The organism is Paenibacillus dendritiformis (assembly GCF_021654795.1).
In the GTDB taxonomy this organism is placed as follows: domain Bacteria; phylum Bacillota; class Bacilli; order Paenibacillales; family Paenibacillaceae; genus Paenibacillus_B.
In genome coordinates this window covers 167,575-184,249 of sequence record NZ_AP025344.1, presented here as the reverse complement: position 1 = coordinate 184,249, position 16,675 = coordinate 167,575, and the positions used below count along the sequence as shown (strand labels likewise).

Annotated in this window: 12 protein-coding genes; 1 reads left to right on the top strand and 11 read right to left on the bottom strand. The window is 55.7% G+C overall.

Annotated features, from left to right (window positions below; all coding sequences use genetic code 11):
* The 7 genes from L6439_RS00845 to L6439_RS00815 form a co-directional block, all read right to left on the bottom strand.
* Positions 1-1,110: a glycosyltransferase family 1 protein gene (locus L6439_RS00845; RefSeq protein WP_213468576.1), complete on the bottom strand. Its 1,110-nt coding sequence runs from the start codon at positions 1,108-1,110 to the stop codon at positions 1-3.
* Positions 1,095-2,255 carry a glycosyltransferase family 4 protein gene (locus tag L6439_RS00840; RefSeq protein WP_213468575.1) on the bottom strand — a complete coding sequence of 387 codons (1,161 nt, stop codon included), beginning with the start codon at positions 2,253-2,255 and terminating at the stop codon, positions 1,095-1,097. Before L6439_RS00840 ends, L6439_RS00845 begins: the two co-directional genes overlap by 16 nt.
* Positions 2,245-3,132: a UTP--glucose-1-phosphate uridylyltransferase GalU gene (galU, locus tag L6439_RS00835; RefSeq protein ID WP_213468763.1), complete on the bottom strand. Its 888-nt coding sequence runs from the start codon at positions 3,130-3,132 to the stop codon at positions 2,245-2,247. Before galU ends, L6439_RS00840 begins: the two co-directional genes overlap by 11 nt.
* A gap of 20 nt (positions 3,133-3,152) precedes the next feature.
* Positions 3,153-4,985, bottom strand: coding sequence for a polysaccharide biosynthesis protein (locus tag L6439_RS00830; protein ID WP_213468574.1), 1,833 nt, complete (start codon positions 4,983-4,985; stop codon positions 3,153-3,155).
* A gap of 125 nt (positions 4,986-5,110) precedes the next feature.
* Positions 5,111-5,773 (bottom strand): CpsD/CapB family tyrosine-protein kinase, encoded by a 663-nt coding sequence (locus tag L6439_RS00825; RefSeq protein ID WP_213468573.1) that lies wholly within the window; start codon positions 5,771-5,773, stop codon positions 5,111-5,113.
* Positions 5,754-6,494: a YveK family protein gene (locus L6439_RS00820; protein ID WP_168180026.1), complete on the bottom strand. Its 741-nt coding sequence runs from the start codon at positions 6,492-6,494 to the stop codon at positions 5,754-5,756. Before L6439_RS00820 ends, L6439_RS00825 begins: the two co-directional genes overlap by 20 nt.
* A 151-nt stretch (positions 6,495-6,645) precedes the next feature.
* Complete coding sequence (locus L6439_RS00815; RefSeq protein WP_168180027.1) at positions 6,646-8,781, bottom strand: right-handed parallel beta-helix repeat-containing protein; 2,136 nt, start codon at positions 8,779-8,781, stop codon at positions 6,646-6,648.
* Between the two features lie 269 nt (positions 8,782-9,050).
* Between L6439_RS00815 and L6439_RS00810 the strand changes: the two genes are divergently transcribed.
* The gene (locus tag L6439_RS00810; RefSeq protein WP_213468572.1) at positions 9,051-10,637 is read left to right on the top strand and encodes an FAD-dependent oxidoreductase; all 1,587 of its coding nucleotides are present in this window, start codon (positions 9,051-9,053) and stop codon (positions 10,635-10,637) included.
* A gap of 592 nt (positions 10,638-11,229) precedes the next feature.
* On the opposite strand, the gene L6439_RS00805 is transcribed toward L6439_RS00810, so the two are convergent.
* The 4 genes from L6439_RS00805 to L6439_RS00790 all read right to left on the bottom strand — a co-directional run bounded on the left by L6439_RS00805 (position 11,230) and on the right by L6439_RS00790 (position 16,545).
* Positions 11,230-12,708: an extracellular solute-binding protein gene (locus L6439_RS00805; protein ID WP_213468571.1), complete on the bottom strand. Its 1,479-nt coding sequence runs from the start codon at positions 12,706-12,708 to the stop codon at positions 11,230-11,232.
* Positions 12,709-12,774: 66 nt separating this feature from the next.
* On the bottom strand, positions 12,775-13,695 hold the full coding sequence (locus L6439_RS00800; protein WP_213468570.1) for a carbohydrate ABC transporter permease: 921 nt from the start codon (positions 13,693-13,695) through the stop codon (positions 12,775-12,777).
* A gap of 85 nt (positions 13,696-13,780) precedes the next feature.
* The gene (locus L6439_RS00795) at positions 13,781-14,743 is read right to left on the bottom strand and encodes an ABC transporter permease (RefSeq protein ID WP_213468569.1); all 963 of its coding nucleotides are present in this window, start codon (positions 14,741-14,743) and stop codon (positions 13,781-13,783) included.
* 176 nt (positions 14,744-14,919) lie between these two features.
* Complete coding sequence (locus L6439_RS00790) at positions 14,920-16,545, bottom strand: response regulator (RefSeq protein ID WP_213468568.1); 1,626 nt, start codon at positions 16,543-16,545, stop codon at positions 14,920-14,922.
* Positions 16,546-16,675 lie beyond the last annotated feature (130 nt).

Genomic DNA, 16,675 nt, shown 5'->3' with positions numbered 1-16,675 from the left:
CTACCTCACCATCGATAAATAATAATTCTCGAGCCAGCGTGCGGTGTCGCGGATATCATACCCTTGCATCCGCAGAGCATCCGCCGGAACCTCCCTGCCGGCGCCGTTGCGGGCAGCATCAAGCACCCGTTCCACCCACGTCTGCTGATGCTTTAAGGATAGGGACTGAATGAGCCCCAGCCCCAGATCGACTTCCCGCGTGACGTTATCCGAGATGATGCAGGGAAGTCCCGCCCCCTGAGCCTCGACCAACGTTAACGGGAGACCCTCATGACGCGAGGGAAAAACAAACAGATCGAATCCCTGAAGCAATCTGTCGATATCGCCGCGCACACCCAGAAAACGCACGCTATTCTCCAGCTTCAACCGTTCCGCCTGGCGCCGCAATTCATCGCGCAGCGGACCGTCGCCCGCCAGAAGGAGCACGGAGTCGTTCAGCATGGGCCTCGCCCTGGCATACACATCGAGCAGATACGCATGATTCTTCTGATGCTGGAAACGCCCGACATGCCCCAGAACAAAGGCGGTCTCGCCAATCCCCAACTCCTTTCTCACGGCATGCCTTACTTCGGAACGGAAGAAAAAACGCTCTTGCTCTATTCCGTTCTTCACGATGCCTGCCGTGTCTGAACGTTGCTTGAAGAGCCAACGGGCAGCGGCATGCGAACAAGCCAACAGATGCGTCGCCGAGGAAGATATGCTTTGGCCCGCGTACCATTTGAATGCCTTGGCGGCCAAGCCCCCTTCGCTCCTCGTATTATGGCTGTGCGCAATGCGGCAGGGAATGCCTGCCTGACGCGCCGCCTTCAGAACCCAGCCGCTCATCTTGTCCATATGCGCGTGAATGAGCCTGTAGCCGGCATGCTCCTGGAAGAAGCTGCTCAATGCCTGCCGATACCCTATGACGCCAGCGCCTGAAATATACGGGATCCGGTATATCTTGCCGCCCATCTCTTCAATTTGACGGTCGTATACCCCCGGCTTGCAGGTGAGGAAATCGAACTGAACCTTGCTTCGGTCCAGGTTCCGGTACAAATTCATGATCAGGGTCTCGGCCCCGCCCCGGTTCATATTGACGACCGCATGGAGCACTCTTACAGGACCTGACATGCTCTGTCCTCCCCTTCCGTCAAGTTGTGCATATGGGATTCATAGATCTCCCCCAGCTCATGGAGGACCGCCTTCTGCTCATATTTCCGGAACATCTGAAGACTTTCCCTCCCCATGCTCTCCCGCAGGTCAGGGGAAGCCGCAAGGGTTGCGATTCGTTCCGCAAATTGCTCGGCAGCCTGAGGAGGAACAAGATAACCGTTCCGTCCGTCGCATACCAGCTCCAGATGCCCCCGGTTCCGGGTGGCGATGACCGGAAGCCCGCAGGCCATCGCCTCCATCATCTGAACCGGCAGTCCTTCCCGCAAGCTGCCGGAGACGGCAATGTCACTCATACGCAGCAGATCGGGAATATCGTCGCGATACCCGAGAAAGTGAACATGCCGATCCACGCCCAATTTCACGGATACACTTTGGCAGGCTTCCAGCAATGCGCCCTCTCCCGCCAAGAGCAGTCTTACTTGCGGGGCCCGCTCCCGTATTCGGGCCAAAGCATGGATAAGCAGCTGATGATTCTTGTTGCGGTTGAACTCGGCCGCATAGAATAACAAAATATCATTCCGATCGAATGATGTCCGCTCCCTCAGGCTTGCCTTGTCTTCCGGAAGCGCCGGATAGAAACGTTCGCCACTCACGCCAACCCCATGCACATGCTCAATGCGCTTCGCCTTAAAGCGTCGGCGAACGGCCAACCGGTAGTCCTCTTGGTTGATCGTAATGAGGCAATCGGTCGAACGGGCCAGCAGCTTTTCCACCGGGTAATAAAGCATCCAATTGATTAGCGGCGCGCCTCGACAGAAATGAAACCCGTGCGCCGTATAAATGACCCGTGTCCCCTGTCTCCGGGCACGTCTTGAGGCCAGACGCGCCAGAACGCCGCCCACCGGGGTATGGCAATGCACAATCTGATAACCATGACGCTCGATCAGCCGCTTTACCTCCCGGTAGGCTTCACGATTCCGCCAGCGAAAGGGAGAACGTTCAAAGGGGATGTTGAACTTTCGGTCTGCATACGGAAGCTCCAGCTCGCCTTTCGCCGCGATATGAATCTCCCATCCCCGTTGTTTGAACCATTGAAGCACGGGCAAATGGAACGAGCTTATATGATAATCGACCGTGGCACAGAACAGTATTTTATTCGGCATTCACGGTCTCCCTCGCCAGGACATGGGACAAATAGTTCAACAGATCGCCGCGAAGATCGTCGCGTTTTAAGCCAAATTCAATCGTTGTCTGAATAAATCCCATTTTCTCGCCCACGTCATAGCGGGTTCCGGCAAATTGGTATGCATACACCGCTTCCGCCTGATTCAGGGTGTCTAATGCGTCCGTTAACTGAATCTCGCCGCCGGCGCCGGGCGCCTGCCGGGCCAAAATACCGAAAATCTCCGGGGTCAGTATGTATCTTCCCATAATGGCCAGATTGGACAGCGTCGTGCCCTGCTTCGGCTTTTCCACCAGATGCTTCACCTGATACAGCGCTTCCTCCACTTGGATGCCCTCCACGATTCCATAACGTGACACCTCTTCATCTCGTACGCGCTGAACCCCGATAATCGAAGAATGATACCTGTCGTACTTTTCCATCATCTGTTGCAGGCAAGGCTTCTCCGCGGTAATGATATCGTCGCCAAGCAGGACGGCGAACGGCTCATTCCCTATAAACTTGCGCGCGCACCATATCGCATGCCCAAGTCCTTTCGGTTCTTTTTGCCGGATGTAGTGAATATCCACCATCTGAGCCGGCTTCTGCACTTCGCTCAATAAATCCAGCTTTTGTTTTTGGAACAGCACCTGCTCCAGCTCCAGGGAATTATCAAAATGATCTTCAATAGCGCGCTTTCCTTTCCCCGTCACGATAATAATGTCCTCGATTCCGGATTCCACGGCCTCCTCCACGATATATTGAATGGTTGGTTTATCCACGACGGGAAGCATTTCTTTAGGCATTGCCTTCGTAGCCGGCAGAAAACGCGTACCCAGGCCGGCCGCCGGTATGATAGCTTTTTTCACCTTGCTCATTGCCATGATCACCTCCCGGTTTAACTCGTCTTGACCAGCTCCCGCGGTTCCACTTTTTTATTGGCCATATCAAGGAGCATTTTTTTCAGTTCCTCCGCGGGAAGCTTGTCGAATACTTGCAGCAGATACTCGATTTCCTTGAAGTTGACCTGCGAAGACTTCCCGATATAAATTTTGGGATATGCCCGATGCTCATGTACTTCGCCTTCTGTCAAAAGCTCCTCATACAGCTTCTCGCCCGGGCGAATTCCCGTAAATTCAATTCCGATTTCCTCAACGGAATATCCCGACAGACGAATCACATTTTTGGCCAAATCCACGATTTTCACCGGGTCGCCCATGTCCAGCACGAAAATCTCGCCGCCCCGGGCCAAAGCTCCTGCCTGAATCACGAGACGCGAGGCTTCCGGAATCGTCATAAAATAACGCACCATATCCGGATGGGTGACCGTGACCGGCCCCCCGCTCTCGATTTGCTTTTTGAACAGCGGGATGACGCTCCCCCGGCTTCCCAGGACATTTCCGAAGCGCACAGCTACAAATTTGGTAGAGCTTATTTCATCCATGTACTGAATGATCATCTCCGCGATCCGCTTCGTTGCGCCCATGACGTTAGTCGGATTGACGGCTTTGTCGGTAGAGATCATGACAAATGTCGAAACGCCCGCATGACTAGAGGCCTTGGCCGCATTCAAAGTGCCGATAACATTGTTTTTCACCGCTTCCTCCGGGTGCCGCTGCATCAGAGGAACATGCTTATGGGCTGCGGCATGATAGACGACATCCGGTCTGTGCTTGTTCAACACGCGGAGAATTTTGCTCTCGTCCTGCAAATCCGCAATCTCCGTATAGAACTGAATGCTTTTATCCTTGAAAAGGTTTTGGAGTTCCATCTCAATGGAATAAATGCTGTTCTCTCCGTGCCCGAGAAGGATCAGCTTGCGAGGATTGAAGTTCGATAATTGCCTGCATATTTCCGAGCCGACAGAGCCGCCGGCTCCCGTCACCAGGATTACTTTGCCTGTTGCATAATCGCTGATGCTTTCCAGATCAAGCTGCACAGGTTCCCTCCCCAACAGGTCTTCCACCTGCACGTCCCTGAACTGGCTGACGGATACCTTGCCGCTGGCGAGATCCTCAATCATGGGGATAATTTGGGTTTTGGCCTTGGTCTTGGCACACTCATCGAAAATAGCTTTCAGCCCGGGTTTGTTAAGAGAGGGGATGGCGATGACAATAAGTTCAATCTGATAGTCCCTGGCAATCCGTTCGATGGCACGCGTGCCGCCAACGACGGGAACCCCCAGCACATCCAAGCCATGTTTGTGCGGGTTATCGTCGACAAAAGCCACCGGCCTCATATCCTGATCCGGGGAATGAAGCAACTGCCTTGCCACCATCGTTCCCGCCGAGCCGGCGCCCACGATCATAGTGCGTCTGTAAAGGCTTCGCTGCTCCTGCTTCGGGGGAACATTGCGCATGAAGCGCCAGCAGAACCTCGAACCCCCAATCAGGATCATCATGATCATCCAGGTCACGGCCATTAACCTCACATGAAATTCCTGAACAGCTATGTACTGCACCGCTACACCCGTTAGACTAGACAGCGTTACCGCTTTGACGATGCCGACAAGCTCACCTATGCTGGCATATTCCCACGCCTTCTTGTACAAGTTGTACACAAAAGCAAACAGATGATATCCAAGCAGCAGCGCGACGGAAGAAGTTACGATCAACGGGTCCGCGAATACCATGACGGTCGCGGATACGAGGAAATAACTGATGTAAATCGATATCAGGACGATAAGCGAATCCAACATGGCGAGCAGCGGCAGCCTTTGCTTGTAAGTCAATGCGTTCACTCCCCCTTTCCCATTGTTTTTGTGCGGCCTGGCCTTCACTCCAGATAAATATTCTGCGGTATGTTCTCAATAACGAACAATACGATATGCAGAACCTGCTGTTACCATGTCTCTAATCACTTTTTATTGAAAAACGTGCCCGCAATTCGGACATGTCCAAACTCCAGCAGCCTCTTGGCCTCAAGAGCATCCCCGGCGGACGTCCTGCCGTTCTCAATCACGAGCAAGGCCGCCCTGCATCCGCTGGCCAGCAGACTGGCCTCACTGGCCGACAGCACGGGCGGGCAATCCACCAGAACGATATCAAAATCCTGTGTGAGCTCAAGCTGCTCCATGACCGCTGAATCGCGTAAATCCAGCAGCTCCGTAACCGCTAAGCCGCTGGATATCACACACAGGTTCCCGATCGGAGTCTCTTGGATGACTTCCTCAATAACCGCCCGCTGTCCCACAGCCTCTGCCAGCCCCGGGCCAGCCTTCACATTCAGAATCCGGTGAAGGGCCGGACGCCGAACATTGGCATCAATCAACAACACCCGATCGCCGCGCTGGGCGAAAGCAATGGAGAGATTGACGGCCACCGTCGTCGTCCCGTTTCCCGGCCGGGGCGAGGTAACCGCCAACGAAGCAAACGGAGCGTCCGTAACCGCAAATCGAATATTGTTGCGCAGAACGCGAAATTGGTCCGCTTGGGCTGAAGAGGCATGATGATACGTTATCGTGCTGTAATCCGCCAGTATAGGGTTGGAACGATTCCGCTCATGTGCCAAGGGATTCACCACTTCCCCCATGACCTATGGTCTCGCTCTTTATCGTGCGAAGGATCTCCCTCTTGGGCACATAATCCGCTTGCCCCAGCACCGGCAAGTTCAGCAATCTCTCCAATTCGCGCGCCGAACGTATGGAGCCGTCCAGCGAATCCATCACAAAGATAAGACCCACGCCTGCAATGGCCCCTCCAAGCAGGGCAACATACAGCCCTGCATAGCTCGGCTTATTCACGGGAACGGGATTGGGATCCTCCTTGGCGCCGCTAAGCAGGATCACGCCATGAAACTTTAAACTTTCGGCCGCTACCTGTTTAAAAGCCTCGACAACCGCATTCGAGATGCGCGCAGCCAGCCCGGGATGTTCATGGTACGCCGTTACCAGCGTAACGAGTGAGTTGTCGACGCTGGTAACGGCAATCTGCTTTCGCAAGCTTTCAGGCGACTGCTTCAACCCCAGTTCCTTGATCACGCGCTCCATCACGACCGGTTCACGGATCATGACCAGCATAGTCCCTCTCATGTTAATTTCACTGGAAGACAGGATAATACGTGCTGAAGATGCATACACGTCCGGCTTCGGCCTGGAAACATAAAGACCGCCCAACAAGCCGCAAATGATGATGGATACGACAATGATCCACCATCGCCGTTGAAGGACACCGAATGTTTCCTTCAAGTTAATTTCTCTGACCGCCATCTTGCCGTCGGATGTGAATGATTCATCGTTCATCACGAAGTTCACCTGCCTAATCACCGATTTAACTTTATTAAGAACGATATCACCTATTTTAGTTCTCAATAAAGAACATGTCAATATTATACAGCTCCTTACTTGTGACAAAATCGGATCCTTGGACAGGCTGCAGCACCGCATCCGGCATTTATTCAAGCTGATTGTTCCGGGACTTATCGTTCGGTTTTAAAGCCAGCTTCGCGGTATGAAGGGTATTGTTCTCCACCGTATACACAGGCGCTCCGATCCCTGCGTTGATTGTCGATATTCCCGCCGCCGGCATGTTGCTCCGAATCGTGTTCCCCCGAATCGCCGCGCTCCGCACAGTCGCTTTTAATTGGCGTTTGCTATAATCACTAATCTTAATCAATTCAATATCGCTGTTATCCAGATAAAAGGCGTTGATCAGGTTATCTTCGAACACAAATTTTTTGACGGCCTGGACACGGATCGCCGGGGCATTTCCCTGAACCTCGAAGATTGAATTTTTAATGGACAAATCGAGCTCTGCATGGTTCGCTATCACATTATTCGTTGCCATCGAAGCGGAGACAAAGGTACAGTTGTTAAACGCGTATTTCCCGGCCGTATTGATGAAGACCGCTCCCAATGTTCCGGTGTCGGCAGTCTCGAACCGGCAATCCGTATACGTTCCAGGGGGCAGGCTCAAGCCGAACGTGGAATTATATCCGAGCACCTGCAGATTATGAAACACACTGCCTCCCGGGGCGTTGCCTGTTATCACCCGGAGGGTGGACTCCCCGATGATTTTCACGTTCCTGAACTCGCTGGGCATGCCGTTAACGATCAACCCGGATTCCCTCTTCTTGTTATTGTAAATCGTAAGTTCGGACACCTTCACCCCGAATTTCTCCTTGCCGTCCACCCGGAATACGGCATCTGTCAGCGTCATGCCGTTCACCTGAATGTTCGGCCCCAGAAAGCTGGCAATGGAATCATTCATCTTGTTCCCTGTAAATACGGCGTCATTCTCCGCTACAATCTTGGAACCGTCAAAATGATTGTTGACAATGACCGCGTCCGCAAAAGGAGCGGAGACGGCAAGACCGAACTTGTCGGTGGAACCAAAGTAATTGTCCTCGACACGGGCCCCTTGCCCATCGTACAAAATAAGATCATAAGCGGCGTTGTTGTAGAAACGGTTTCGCTTGATCGTGACGTCCGAGTTCCAGTTTCCATTCTCGAAAAAGCCCCCCTCCACATCAATCCCTGATTGGGGAGCCGTTCCTTTCATGTCATGCAGAAGGTTATCCATAATGGTTACGTTTCGGGTTCCGCCCACCGTAATCCCCTGTCTTCGATTGAAGGCAAATTCGGAGTTTTTGACAACGGAATCCGACGTGGGAACCCGGTTCCACACCTGTAAATAAGCGCCGGCCGCGGATGGTTGCTGAAACACCACATGATAAAAGGCGGCTCCTTGGGGAATGACCATGTTCTCTCTCATCTTTGACGAGCGCTTTTCCAAAAAGCCCCCGCTGGACTCATAGAAATAGATGTCAAAGTTACGGGGTAATCCCCGGAAATTGGCCAGTTCAAAATAACCTTCCTTCTGAAATATCTCATGGGAGAGGGGTTGCATCGACTTGGTTCTGATTTTTTTCCAATCTCTGATCGGCTTGCCTTTGCTGTCGATGCCGCCCCTGACAAAGGATTTGGCGTCCAGCACTCCGGTATTGGTTCCGTGAGCACTCAGCATAAGCCCGTCTCCCGTGAAGTTAACCGCTTTTACCCCATCGATCGTTACGCGTTCGGCTCCTTCTAGCAGGATGCCATATCCCCCTTCATGCGTCCCTTTACTATCCGGATGATCCTTTTTGGAGTAATCATGCCTGTCTTTATCGCCCTGATACGTGCCGCCGAGCAGGGTCACATCGTGAACACCGTACCCGATATACATCAGATCATATCTTTCTTTATCATTGGGCTCCTTCTGCAAAATAACATCAGGCGTAAGTTGAAAAGTCATATTGCTGACCATGTTAATCCGGCTGTTTTTATCGATAGTGTACGTTCCTGGAGGCAGCGACACGGCCGTTATGCCCGCTTTGCCCGCCCATGCCAGCGCATCGTTAATCCCCTTTGTCGTCTGCGCCGGTTGCGTTCCGTCATTGCGAATTCCCCATCTTGCCAGATCAATGCGATGCACCGGCTGCACCGCACTCTTCCGAGCATCTTCCGCTTTGGCGGACACCAGCTGCTCATAAGGAACAACCGAGCATAATAACAACAGCAGCAGTGCCATCGCTCCGAGTTTGTACATAAAATCCTCCCTTTACATCATAATCAACCCCAAGATTACCATATTTTCCTGCAAAGAAATAGTTTCATCCAACCCGGATTCGTTCACGATATTCCATCGCTAAACTCCATCGCCGACCATACGGATAACCGCCCGATGATGCGAGAAGACAACAGAAACGTATTCCATTTACCATTAATAGCAACGAAAGTCTATATTCCTTCGCCGTAGAGCTCTCTATACTGGAGATAGGCAATGTATGGAAATCAGGACACAAGGGAGGACATCGAATGACACAGCGACAGCTGGAATGGGAAGCCGATCTCGTCATCATCGGCGGCGGGATGGGAGGATGCGCCGCGGCGCTGGCCGCCTGCCGCTTGGGCAAGACGGTGCTGCTGACGGAAGAGACCGCCCGCATCGGCGGCCAACTGACCAGCCAGCTCGTCCCGCCGGACGAGCATCCCTGGATTGAGCGATTCGGATCCACGGATACCTACCGTCAGTTCCGCCATGCGGTCAGACAGTACTACCGGGATCACTTGCCGCTGAACGCGAGAGCGCGTTCCGACGAACGGCTGAACCCCGGCAACGGCATCGTAAGCCGCCTCTGTCACGATCCGCGCGTCGGGCTGCATGTGCTAGAAGCGATGCTGTTCCCGTATGTGCACAGCGGGCATCTGGCCATTCGCACCGGCTGCCGCCCGATCGGCGCCGAGGTCGAGGGCGACCGCATTCGCGCAGTCACGGTGCGGGATGCTCAGGGCGATGACTATGTGTGCACGGGAGCCTATTTTCTCGACGCGACCGAGTGCGGAGATCTGCTTGCCCTGTCCGGGACCGAATACGTCACCGGCGCGGAGTCCCAGCGCGAGACCGGGGAGCCGCATGCCGTTCCCGGGCCGGCCGAGCCGCAAAATATGCAGGGCATTACGTACTGCTTCGCCGCCGAGTACGCCGAAGGCGAAGACCATACGATCGAGAAGCCCGAACGCTACGAATTCTGGCGCCGGTATCAGCCATCGTTCTGGCCCGATCGCCTGCTGAGCTGGACCGGCGTTCAACCGGCCACCTTGAAGCCGGTTCGATATTCGCTCTTTGGCGAGCCGGGAGCCTTCCCGCTGTTCCATTACCGCCAGATCACCGATCCGGCCCTGTACGATCCGGCGTCTGGCGCCGTTCCGAACCCCGTCACGATCATCAACTGGCCGGAGAACGACTATTGGCTCGGCTCCGTCATCGATGTTAGCGAGGCGGAACGAGAACGCCATCTGCGGGATGCGAAGCAGCTCAGCCTCTCGCTGCTGTACTGGCTTCAGACGGAAGCGCCGCGGAGCGACGGCGGCTGCGGTTATCCGGGCTTGCGGCTGCGGCATGATATCGCGGGAACGGCGGACGGCCTGGCGATGTATCCGTATATTCGGGAATCGCGGCGCATCCGGGCCGAGTTCACTGTCCTGGAGCAGCATGTCTCCACCGAATACCGCGCGGGCCGCCCGGCCGAACCGTTCGCGGACTCGGTCGGCGTCGGCTGCTACCGCATCGATCTTCATCCTTCGACAGGCGGGAACAATTATATCGACATATCGTCCTTGCCGTTCCAGATTCCGCTGGGCAGCCTCCTGCCTGTCCGGATGGACAATCTGCTGCCGGCGTGCAAGAACATCGGCACCACCCATATCACCAACGGCTGCTACCGCCTGCACCCAGTGGAGTGGAATATCGGGGAAGCGGCCGGCGCGCTGGCATCGTATGCCCTCGACCACGGGATTGCTCCGCGCGCGGTGCGAAGCGGCCCGGATCATCTGGCGGCGTTCCAGCGCCAGCTCCAGCAGCTCGGGGTGGAGCTGCAGTGGCCGTCCATCTATCCGGTGTAAGCGGTTCTATCTCTTCTCCTTTGCAGGTTTAGGGCCCGCAACGGCTGCCGCTCCAGCCGCGGCCTCCCCGTCCGCGCTTCCGCGGTCGGGGAGGCCGCTTGTTTGTCTGCACCTAACTGCCCTTTACGCTGCTCTCCCCTTCCATCAGGTTCTCTTCCCTTCCCGGCCGGTACGATCTCCCTCGTTCCCATGCCGCCGCTTTCTAAGCGAAAGTGACTGTCCATCAAAAAGCGCGTTAGAGGTGTCACAAAATCGGGACTTCCCTTGTCTTAAGGAGTGAACGAATAAAATTGAGGTGATTGGAATGGAAGTGCGGTTGAACTATCGCTCCGTCAATCCGGGAGCTTACCAGGCCATGCTTTTCTCCATGTCTATATGATGCTGAACCCGGATAAGCTGGACCATATCGCCGTTGAAGCAAGGAAGTGAATAGGACGCGCAACAAAGACCTGTCCAGGCCGGGGGAAGAGAATCATGATCAGAGTCGGAACGCCGCGGCGGGACGGGAGAAGGAGATTACGGGGCGGGAGCAGAAAGAGACCGCTGCCGGCAGGCGGCGCAGTCTCCTTCCTGTCATCTATGAACGAATCGATCAGCCCTTGGAAGCGTACCATTCGTTGGCGGCCTTCACCATCGCTTCGCCCCCCTGGGCACGCCATTCCGCGAGGAATTGATCATAATTGTCCAGCGGGTCCGCCCCGCTGATGAAGTTGATGAACGTGTCCTCCTGGAATTTGTTCAGCCGCTGCAGGTTTTTGGAGATGTCCGGAATCGGCGGCGCCGAGCTCATCGGATCGATAACGATCAAGCCCTCCGCATTTTTCTTGAAGGTGGCGAAATAGTTTTCCACAACCGGATTTTTCTTGAGGCGCGCCTGCCAATACGTCGGATAATTGGTCTCGTCCACGCCCGTCAGGAAGGCGCTTGCATTGCTGCGCTCGTCCGCGAACTTCGGCATAATCGGCGTGTACACCCCGTTCTCGAACGTATGGTGAACTCCTTCTTCCCCGATGGCAATGCCTTTGAAGATATCCTTATCGAACTTCAGATCGAGCCACTTGACGGCTTCTTCCTTATTCTTCGAAAACTTCGGCACCGCGATATAATAGTTGGTCGTATTGCCGGCCGATCCTACCCGCGCCACGCCCGCTTTGTCTTTCAGGACGGGCATGATCTCCAGCTTCGCCTCCGGGAAGTTTTTGGCCAGGGCGTTCACGAGATTCGGAGCGACCCACCATCCCGGGCTGTACATGGCCGCCTTCCCGCTCGCCATCTTCTCGATGGATTTGTCTGCCGTGTTGATGCCCCATTCCGAGTCGATCAGCCCCTCTTGGTACAGCTTGCTCATGAAGGCCAGGTACTCCTTCATCTCCGGCGCTTCGACGGAATGGATGATTTTGCCGTCCCGTTCCAACCAGGCTGTCGTCAAGCCGAATACGCTGGCGATGTCCGGATTCACGGGAGCTTTGCCGCCCGTCAGCGGGATCACATTCTTCTTCTCCTTGAATGCCTTCAGCACCGTGACGAGCTCGTCAAGATTGGTCGGCACCTTCAGATTCAGCTCATCGAGCCAATCCTTGCGCACGACGAGCGCATACGATGCCGCGCCATTGCCGCCGCCGGTCTCCGGGATGGCATACGTTTTGCCTTCATATTGCGCGCTGACCCACGAATCCGGCCCGATCACCTGCTTCATGTTCGTGCCGTACTTCTCGATCAGATCATCGAGCGGCTCCAGCGCTCCGGAAGACACGAGCTGGTAATATTGCGCGGGTGCCAGCTTCAAAATGTCGTACGACTCCTTGTTCGCCATAAGCAGGTTCAGCTTCTCGTCGGCGTTCTCCGCCGGCAGCATTTCGTATTTGACCGTATAGCCGGTCTTCTCCTTCAAATACTGGGCGACCGGGTCCCCGTTCGGCTCGAACCGATCGAAGGGCATCAGCTGGCGGAGCTGCTTGCCGTCCCCTTCCCCGCTTTCTGTCCCTTGGCCCGACTTGGCGCCGCTGCAGCCGATAAGCGACAATGCAGTGATGACCGCCACGGCCGAAATCCAAATCCGTTGACGCCGCATGAACATTCCCCCGTTCTTTTTTGTTCTTTTGCGCACGCATACGTGCCTAGACGTTCATTAACGCGGTTAACCTTTAACGGACCCAATTAACACCCCTTTCACGAAGTATTTCTGCAGAAATGGATAGACGAGCAGGATCGGCAAGGTCGCGACCAGAATCGAAGCGGCTTGAATCGCCTGCGGCGTCGAGTTCATGACAGCATCGATATTCGGCACATGTCCTCCATCCTGATAGGTGATGTTGGAGTGAATCAGCAGTTCCTTCAAGTAAAGCTGAAGCGGTTTCAAATCCGGAGAATTGATGTAAATCATGGAAGCGAAATAATCGTTCCAGAAGCCGACCGCATAAAAGAGCGCTATCGTGGCGAACACCGGCAAGGACAAAGGAACGGTAATGCGGAATAAGATCGTCAGATTCGATGCTCCGTCCATCTTGGCCGACTCTTCCAGTTCGTCGGGAAGCGATTCGAAGTAATTTTTAATGATTAACATGTTGAACACGCTGATCATGCTCGGCAGAAAAAGCACCCACAGCGTATCGATCAAGTTAAGCCGGTGCATAAGCAGATAGGTTGGAATAAGACCGCCGCTGAATAGCATCGTGAATACGTACATAAGAATGAAAATCTTCCGTCCGCGCAGCCGCGGCTTGGACAGAGGATAGGCGGCGATCGCTGTCATGACGAGCCCCAGAGCGGTTCCCGCCACCGTGATGATGACGGATACCATGAAGGCATTCATGAATTTGGAGTCGCTTAATACGTACGCATACGTGCCGAATTGAATATCGACCGGGAATAATGACACCCGTCCCGCCAGCACGGCCTCTTCGCCGCTCAGCGATTTGGCGAGCAGGTTGAGGAACGGGAACAGCGTCGTCCAGGACACGATGGCAAAAAAGAAATAGTTCAGCGCCTGAAAGATGCGCTCTCCCGCCGACATGCGTATCGCCGTCCGCACCCCTTTCGTCTTTCGTCCGGTTTTCATGCCAGGCCTCCTTTCTTCGTCAGTCGTCCCGCTGCGGCTGCCTTCCGCTCGGGCGCTCAGCCGTACCATCCGCCAGCGTGGCGCTCTACCAGATGCCGCGGTTCAGCAGGCGCCGGCTAAGAGAATTCCCGCCGACAATCAGAATGAAGCCGACAATGGAATCGAACAGTCCTACCGCGGCCGAGAAGCTGTAATTTTGTTCGCCGAGCCCGGTGCGGTACACATACGTCCCGATGACATCCGAGACATTATAGACGACCGGATTGTACATCACGAGAATCTGCTCGGTGCCGGCCTCCAGCATATGGCCGAGCCGCAGGATGAACATCAGCAAAATGACCGGGACCAGACCCGGCAGCGTTATATGCCAGATTTGGCGGAACTTGTTCGCCCCGTCGATTTTGGCTGCCTCGTACAACTGCGGATCGATGGAGCTCAGCGCCGCCAAATAGACGATCGTGCCCCAGCCCGCCTCCTTCCAGCCGGCCGTGCCGACGAGCAGCCAGCGAAAGACGCTGTTGTCGAGGAAAAATTTGATCGGCTCCCCGCCGAACCATTCAATCATCCGGTTGACAAGCCCTCCGTTGATGGACAGCAGATCCATGAACATCCCGCTGACGATAACCCAGGACAGGAAGTGAGGCATGTAAATAATCGTCTGCACCGGGCGTTTGAACCACATTTTCGTCAGCTCGTTCAGCAGGATGGCCAGCACGATCGGGAGCGGGAACAGAAGCACGATCTTCATCACCGAAATGATGAGCGTATTCCAGAACACCTGCGCAAACTTCGGCGACTGGAACAACCGCTCGAAATGCTGCAGCCCGACCCACGGACTGTCCGCGATGCCGCTAAAAATGTTGAAATCTTGAAAGGCAATGACGACGCCGTACATCGGGGTGTACTTGAACAAGAGCAAAAAAGCGATGCCCGGCAAAAGGGCGATATACAAGTCCCAGTCCTTGCGCACGTCGCTCCCCAGCTTGCGCCAGTAACGCTTCCTCTGCGGACGCGGAGCGGCGCCGATATCCGCGTTTCTTATCTCCATCCGGCTCCCTCCTTTCTTCCGGGCCCGTGCCCTATATCGACTGCGATGCATTCCTGTAATACTAGCGTAAGGGACGGCCGCCATCAGGAAAACGGGAAAGCCATGACTTCTTCTGGTAAATTGATGGCTATGCGCCGGGAGTGCCGCCTTGCCCGTTCCCCCGATGGCATTCTCCTCTATCCCCGCTTCCATTCACTCGGCGTGACTCCCCAATATTTGCGGAACACCTTCGTAAAATAACTGACATCGCGGAAGCCGGCAGCTTGAGCGGCATCATACACCCGCTTCCCTTGAAAGAGCGCCTCCTTGGCCCGCTCCATGCGGCGCTCCAGCACATAGGCGGAGAACGGCTGCTCCATCTCCTGCTTGAACAGCCTGCTCAAGTAAGAGGCGTTAATGAACAGCCGATCCGCCACCCCTTGCAGCGACAGCTCGCCGTGAAGCTCCCGCTCGATCAACTCCTTCACTTCCGCCACGAGCCGATTGCCGCCGCTCCGCCTGACCAGGCAGGATTGCGCGCCGATGCGCCGAATCGCACGCCGCATCCAGCCGCTCCATTCCTGCTTCGTACGAAGCTCCGATGCATGGTGGAACCATGCTGCGTCCTCCTGCATCACCTCATGGAGCGACCACCCCTGCTTGTGCATCCACGTAACGATCCACGACTGCAGCAGCAACATCTGCTCCTTGAGCGCCTCGGCCTGCTCGATGGCGCACACCTCGCCGATCCAGGCCCCCGCTGCCGCTGACGCCTGCTGCTCGTCGCCGATGCTCCATGCGATATCCAATTCGCGCATCCAGCGTTCGCCCTGGACTGCTGCCGCATCCGGCGGCGGAGTGAACCCGCCTTCGCGATACGGGATGACGAGGTCGCCCCCGTGCACGAGCCGTTGGCCCAGCGCGAACATCGCCTCCTTGTATAAGCGGGGCGCATCCTTCAACCCTCCATGCGCAGAGCTGATGCCAGCGCTGGCCGTCAGCTTGAGCGATGTCTTGATATGCTCCAGCATCGCGCCCGCTATGGCATGGATAGCGATGACCGCGTCCCCGTCCGCCGTGACGCCATCGCCGGGAGCATGCCGGAACAGAATGGCGATCGGCTTATCGACATCACGGCAGATCAAGGCCGAGCGGGCTCCCATCGAGCGGAGCGTCTCTTCGGCCACCTGGCCGACAGCAAAGTGAATCAACGCGGTATCCTCTCCGAATGCCCGCACCCGCTCAGGGGGCACGGGATCGGGCTCCATCACCATCACGGCATAGCGCTCGTCCGCAGAGAGCACGATGCCCAGCTCCGCCATCCGCAGGCGGAAGGCTTCGGCAGGCAGGCCGCCCTCCAGGCCCAGGCGCAGCGTGCGCTGCTGCAGCGCCGGCAGATGGGCCTGCCATTGCTGGCGCAGCGAGGCATAGTCATGCTTGCGCTGAATCTCCCGGCGGCGTTCCGCGACCGCTTCCGCGACCGCCCGCACAATCGCATCCTGGCCCGCCGGCTTGAGCAAATATTGCTTGACGCCCAGGGCAAGCGCTTCCTGCGCGTACGGAAAGTGATCATGGCCGCTCAAAATAATGGCCTTCACCTCGGCATTCCAGGCCATTGCCTGCCGCGCCAGATCAAGGCCGTTCCCGTCCGGCAGCTGAATATCGACCAGCAAAATGTCCGGACGCTTCACCTGCAGCCACCGCTTCCCTTCTTCCGCCGTCGCGGCCGCCGTCACGCCGGTTATGCCGGCCTGCTCCCATGGCATCAACTCCGTCAAGCTGTGGCGAAGCCGCGGTTCATCCTCGATGATTAACAAATTCATGCTGCTCCCTCCTGTCTTTCCCTCAAAATCCAAATCGCGAACGCTTATCCCCGCCGCTCAGGTGAAATGCGATTGCATTCTTCAGAACACCTTGCCGGCGATGCCGGGATCTTCCAGAACCCCGGGTCCA

Bases quoted from the DNA above. Each gene is read 5' to 3' on its own strand.
- L6439_RS00845 (WP_213468576.1), bottom strand. From the start codon at position 1,110: ATGTCAGGTCCTGTAAGAGTGCTCCATGCGGTCGTCAATATGAACCGG.
- L6439_RS00840 (WP_213468575.1), bottom strand. From the start codon at position 2,255: ATGCCGAATAAAATACTGTTCTGTGCCACGGTCGATTATCATATAAGC.
- galU (WP_213468763.1), bottom strand. From the start codon at position 3,132: ATGAGCAAGGTGAAAAAAGCTATCATACCGGCGGCCGGCCTGGGTACG.
- L6439_RS00820 (WP_168180026.1), bottom strand. From the start codon at position 6,494: ATGAACGATGAATCATTCACATCCGACGGCAAGATGGCGGTCAGAGAA.
- L6439_RS00815 (WP_168180027.1), bottom strand. From the start codon at position 8,781: ATGTACAAACTCGGAGCGATGGCACTGCTGCTGTTGTTATTATGCTCG.
- L6439_RS00810 (WP_213468572.1), top strand. From the start codon at position 9,051: ATGACACAGCGACAGCTGGAATGGGAAGCCGATCTCGTCATCATCGGC.
- L6439_RS00805 (WP_213468571.1), bottom strand. From the start codon at position 12,708: ATGCGGCGTCAACGGATTTGGATTTCGGCCGTGGCGGTCATCACTGCA.
- L6439_RS00800 (WP_213468570.1), bottom strand. From the start codon at position 13,695: ATGAAAACCGGACGAAAGACGAAAGGGGTGCGGACGGCGATACGCATG.
- L6439_RS00795 (WP_213468569.1), bottom strand. From the start codon at position 14,743: ATGGAGATAAGAAACGCGGATATCGGCGCCGCTCCGCGTCCGCAGAGG.
- L6439_RS00790 (WP_213468568.1), bottom strand. From the start codon at position 16,545: ATGAATTTGTTAATCATCGAGGATGAACCGCGGCTTCGCCACAGCTTG.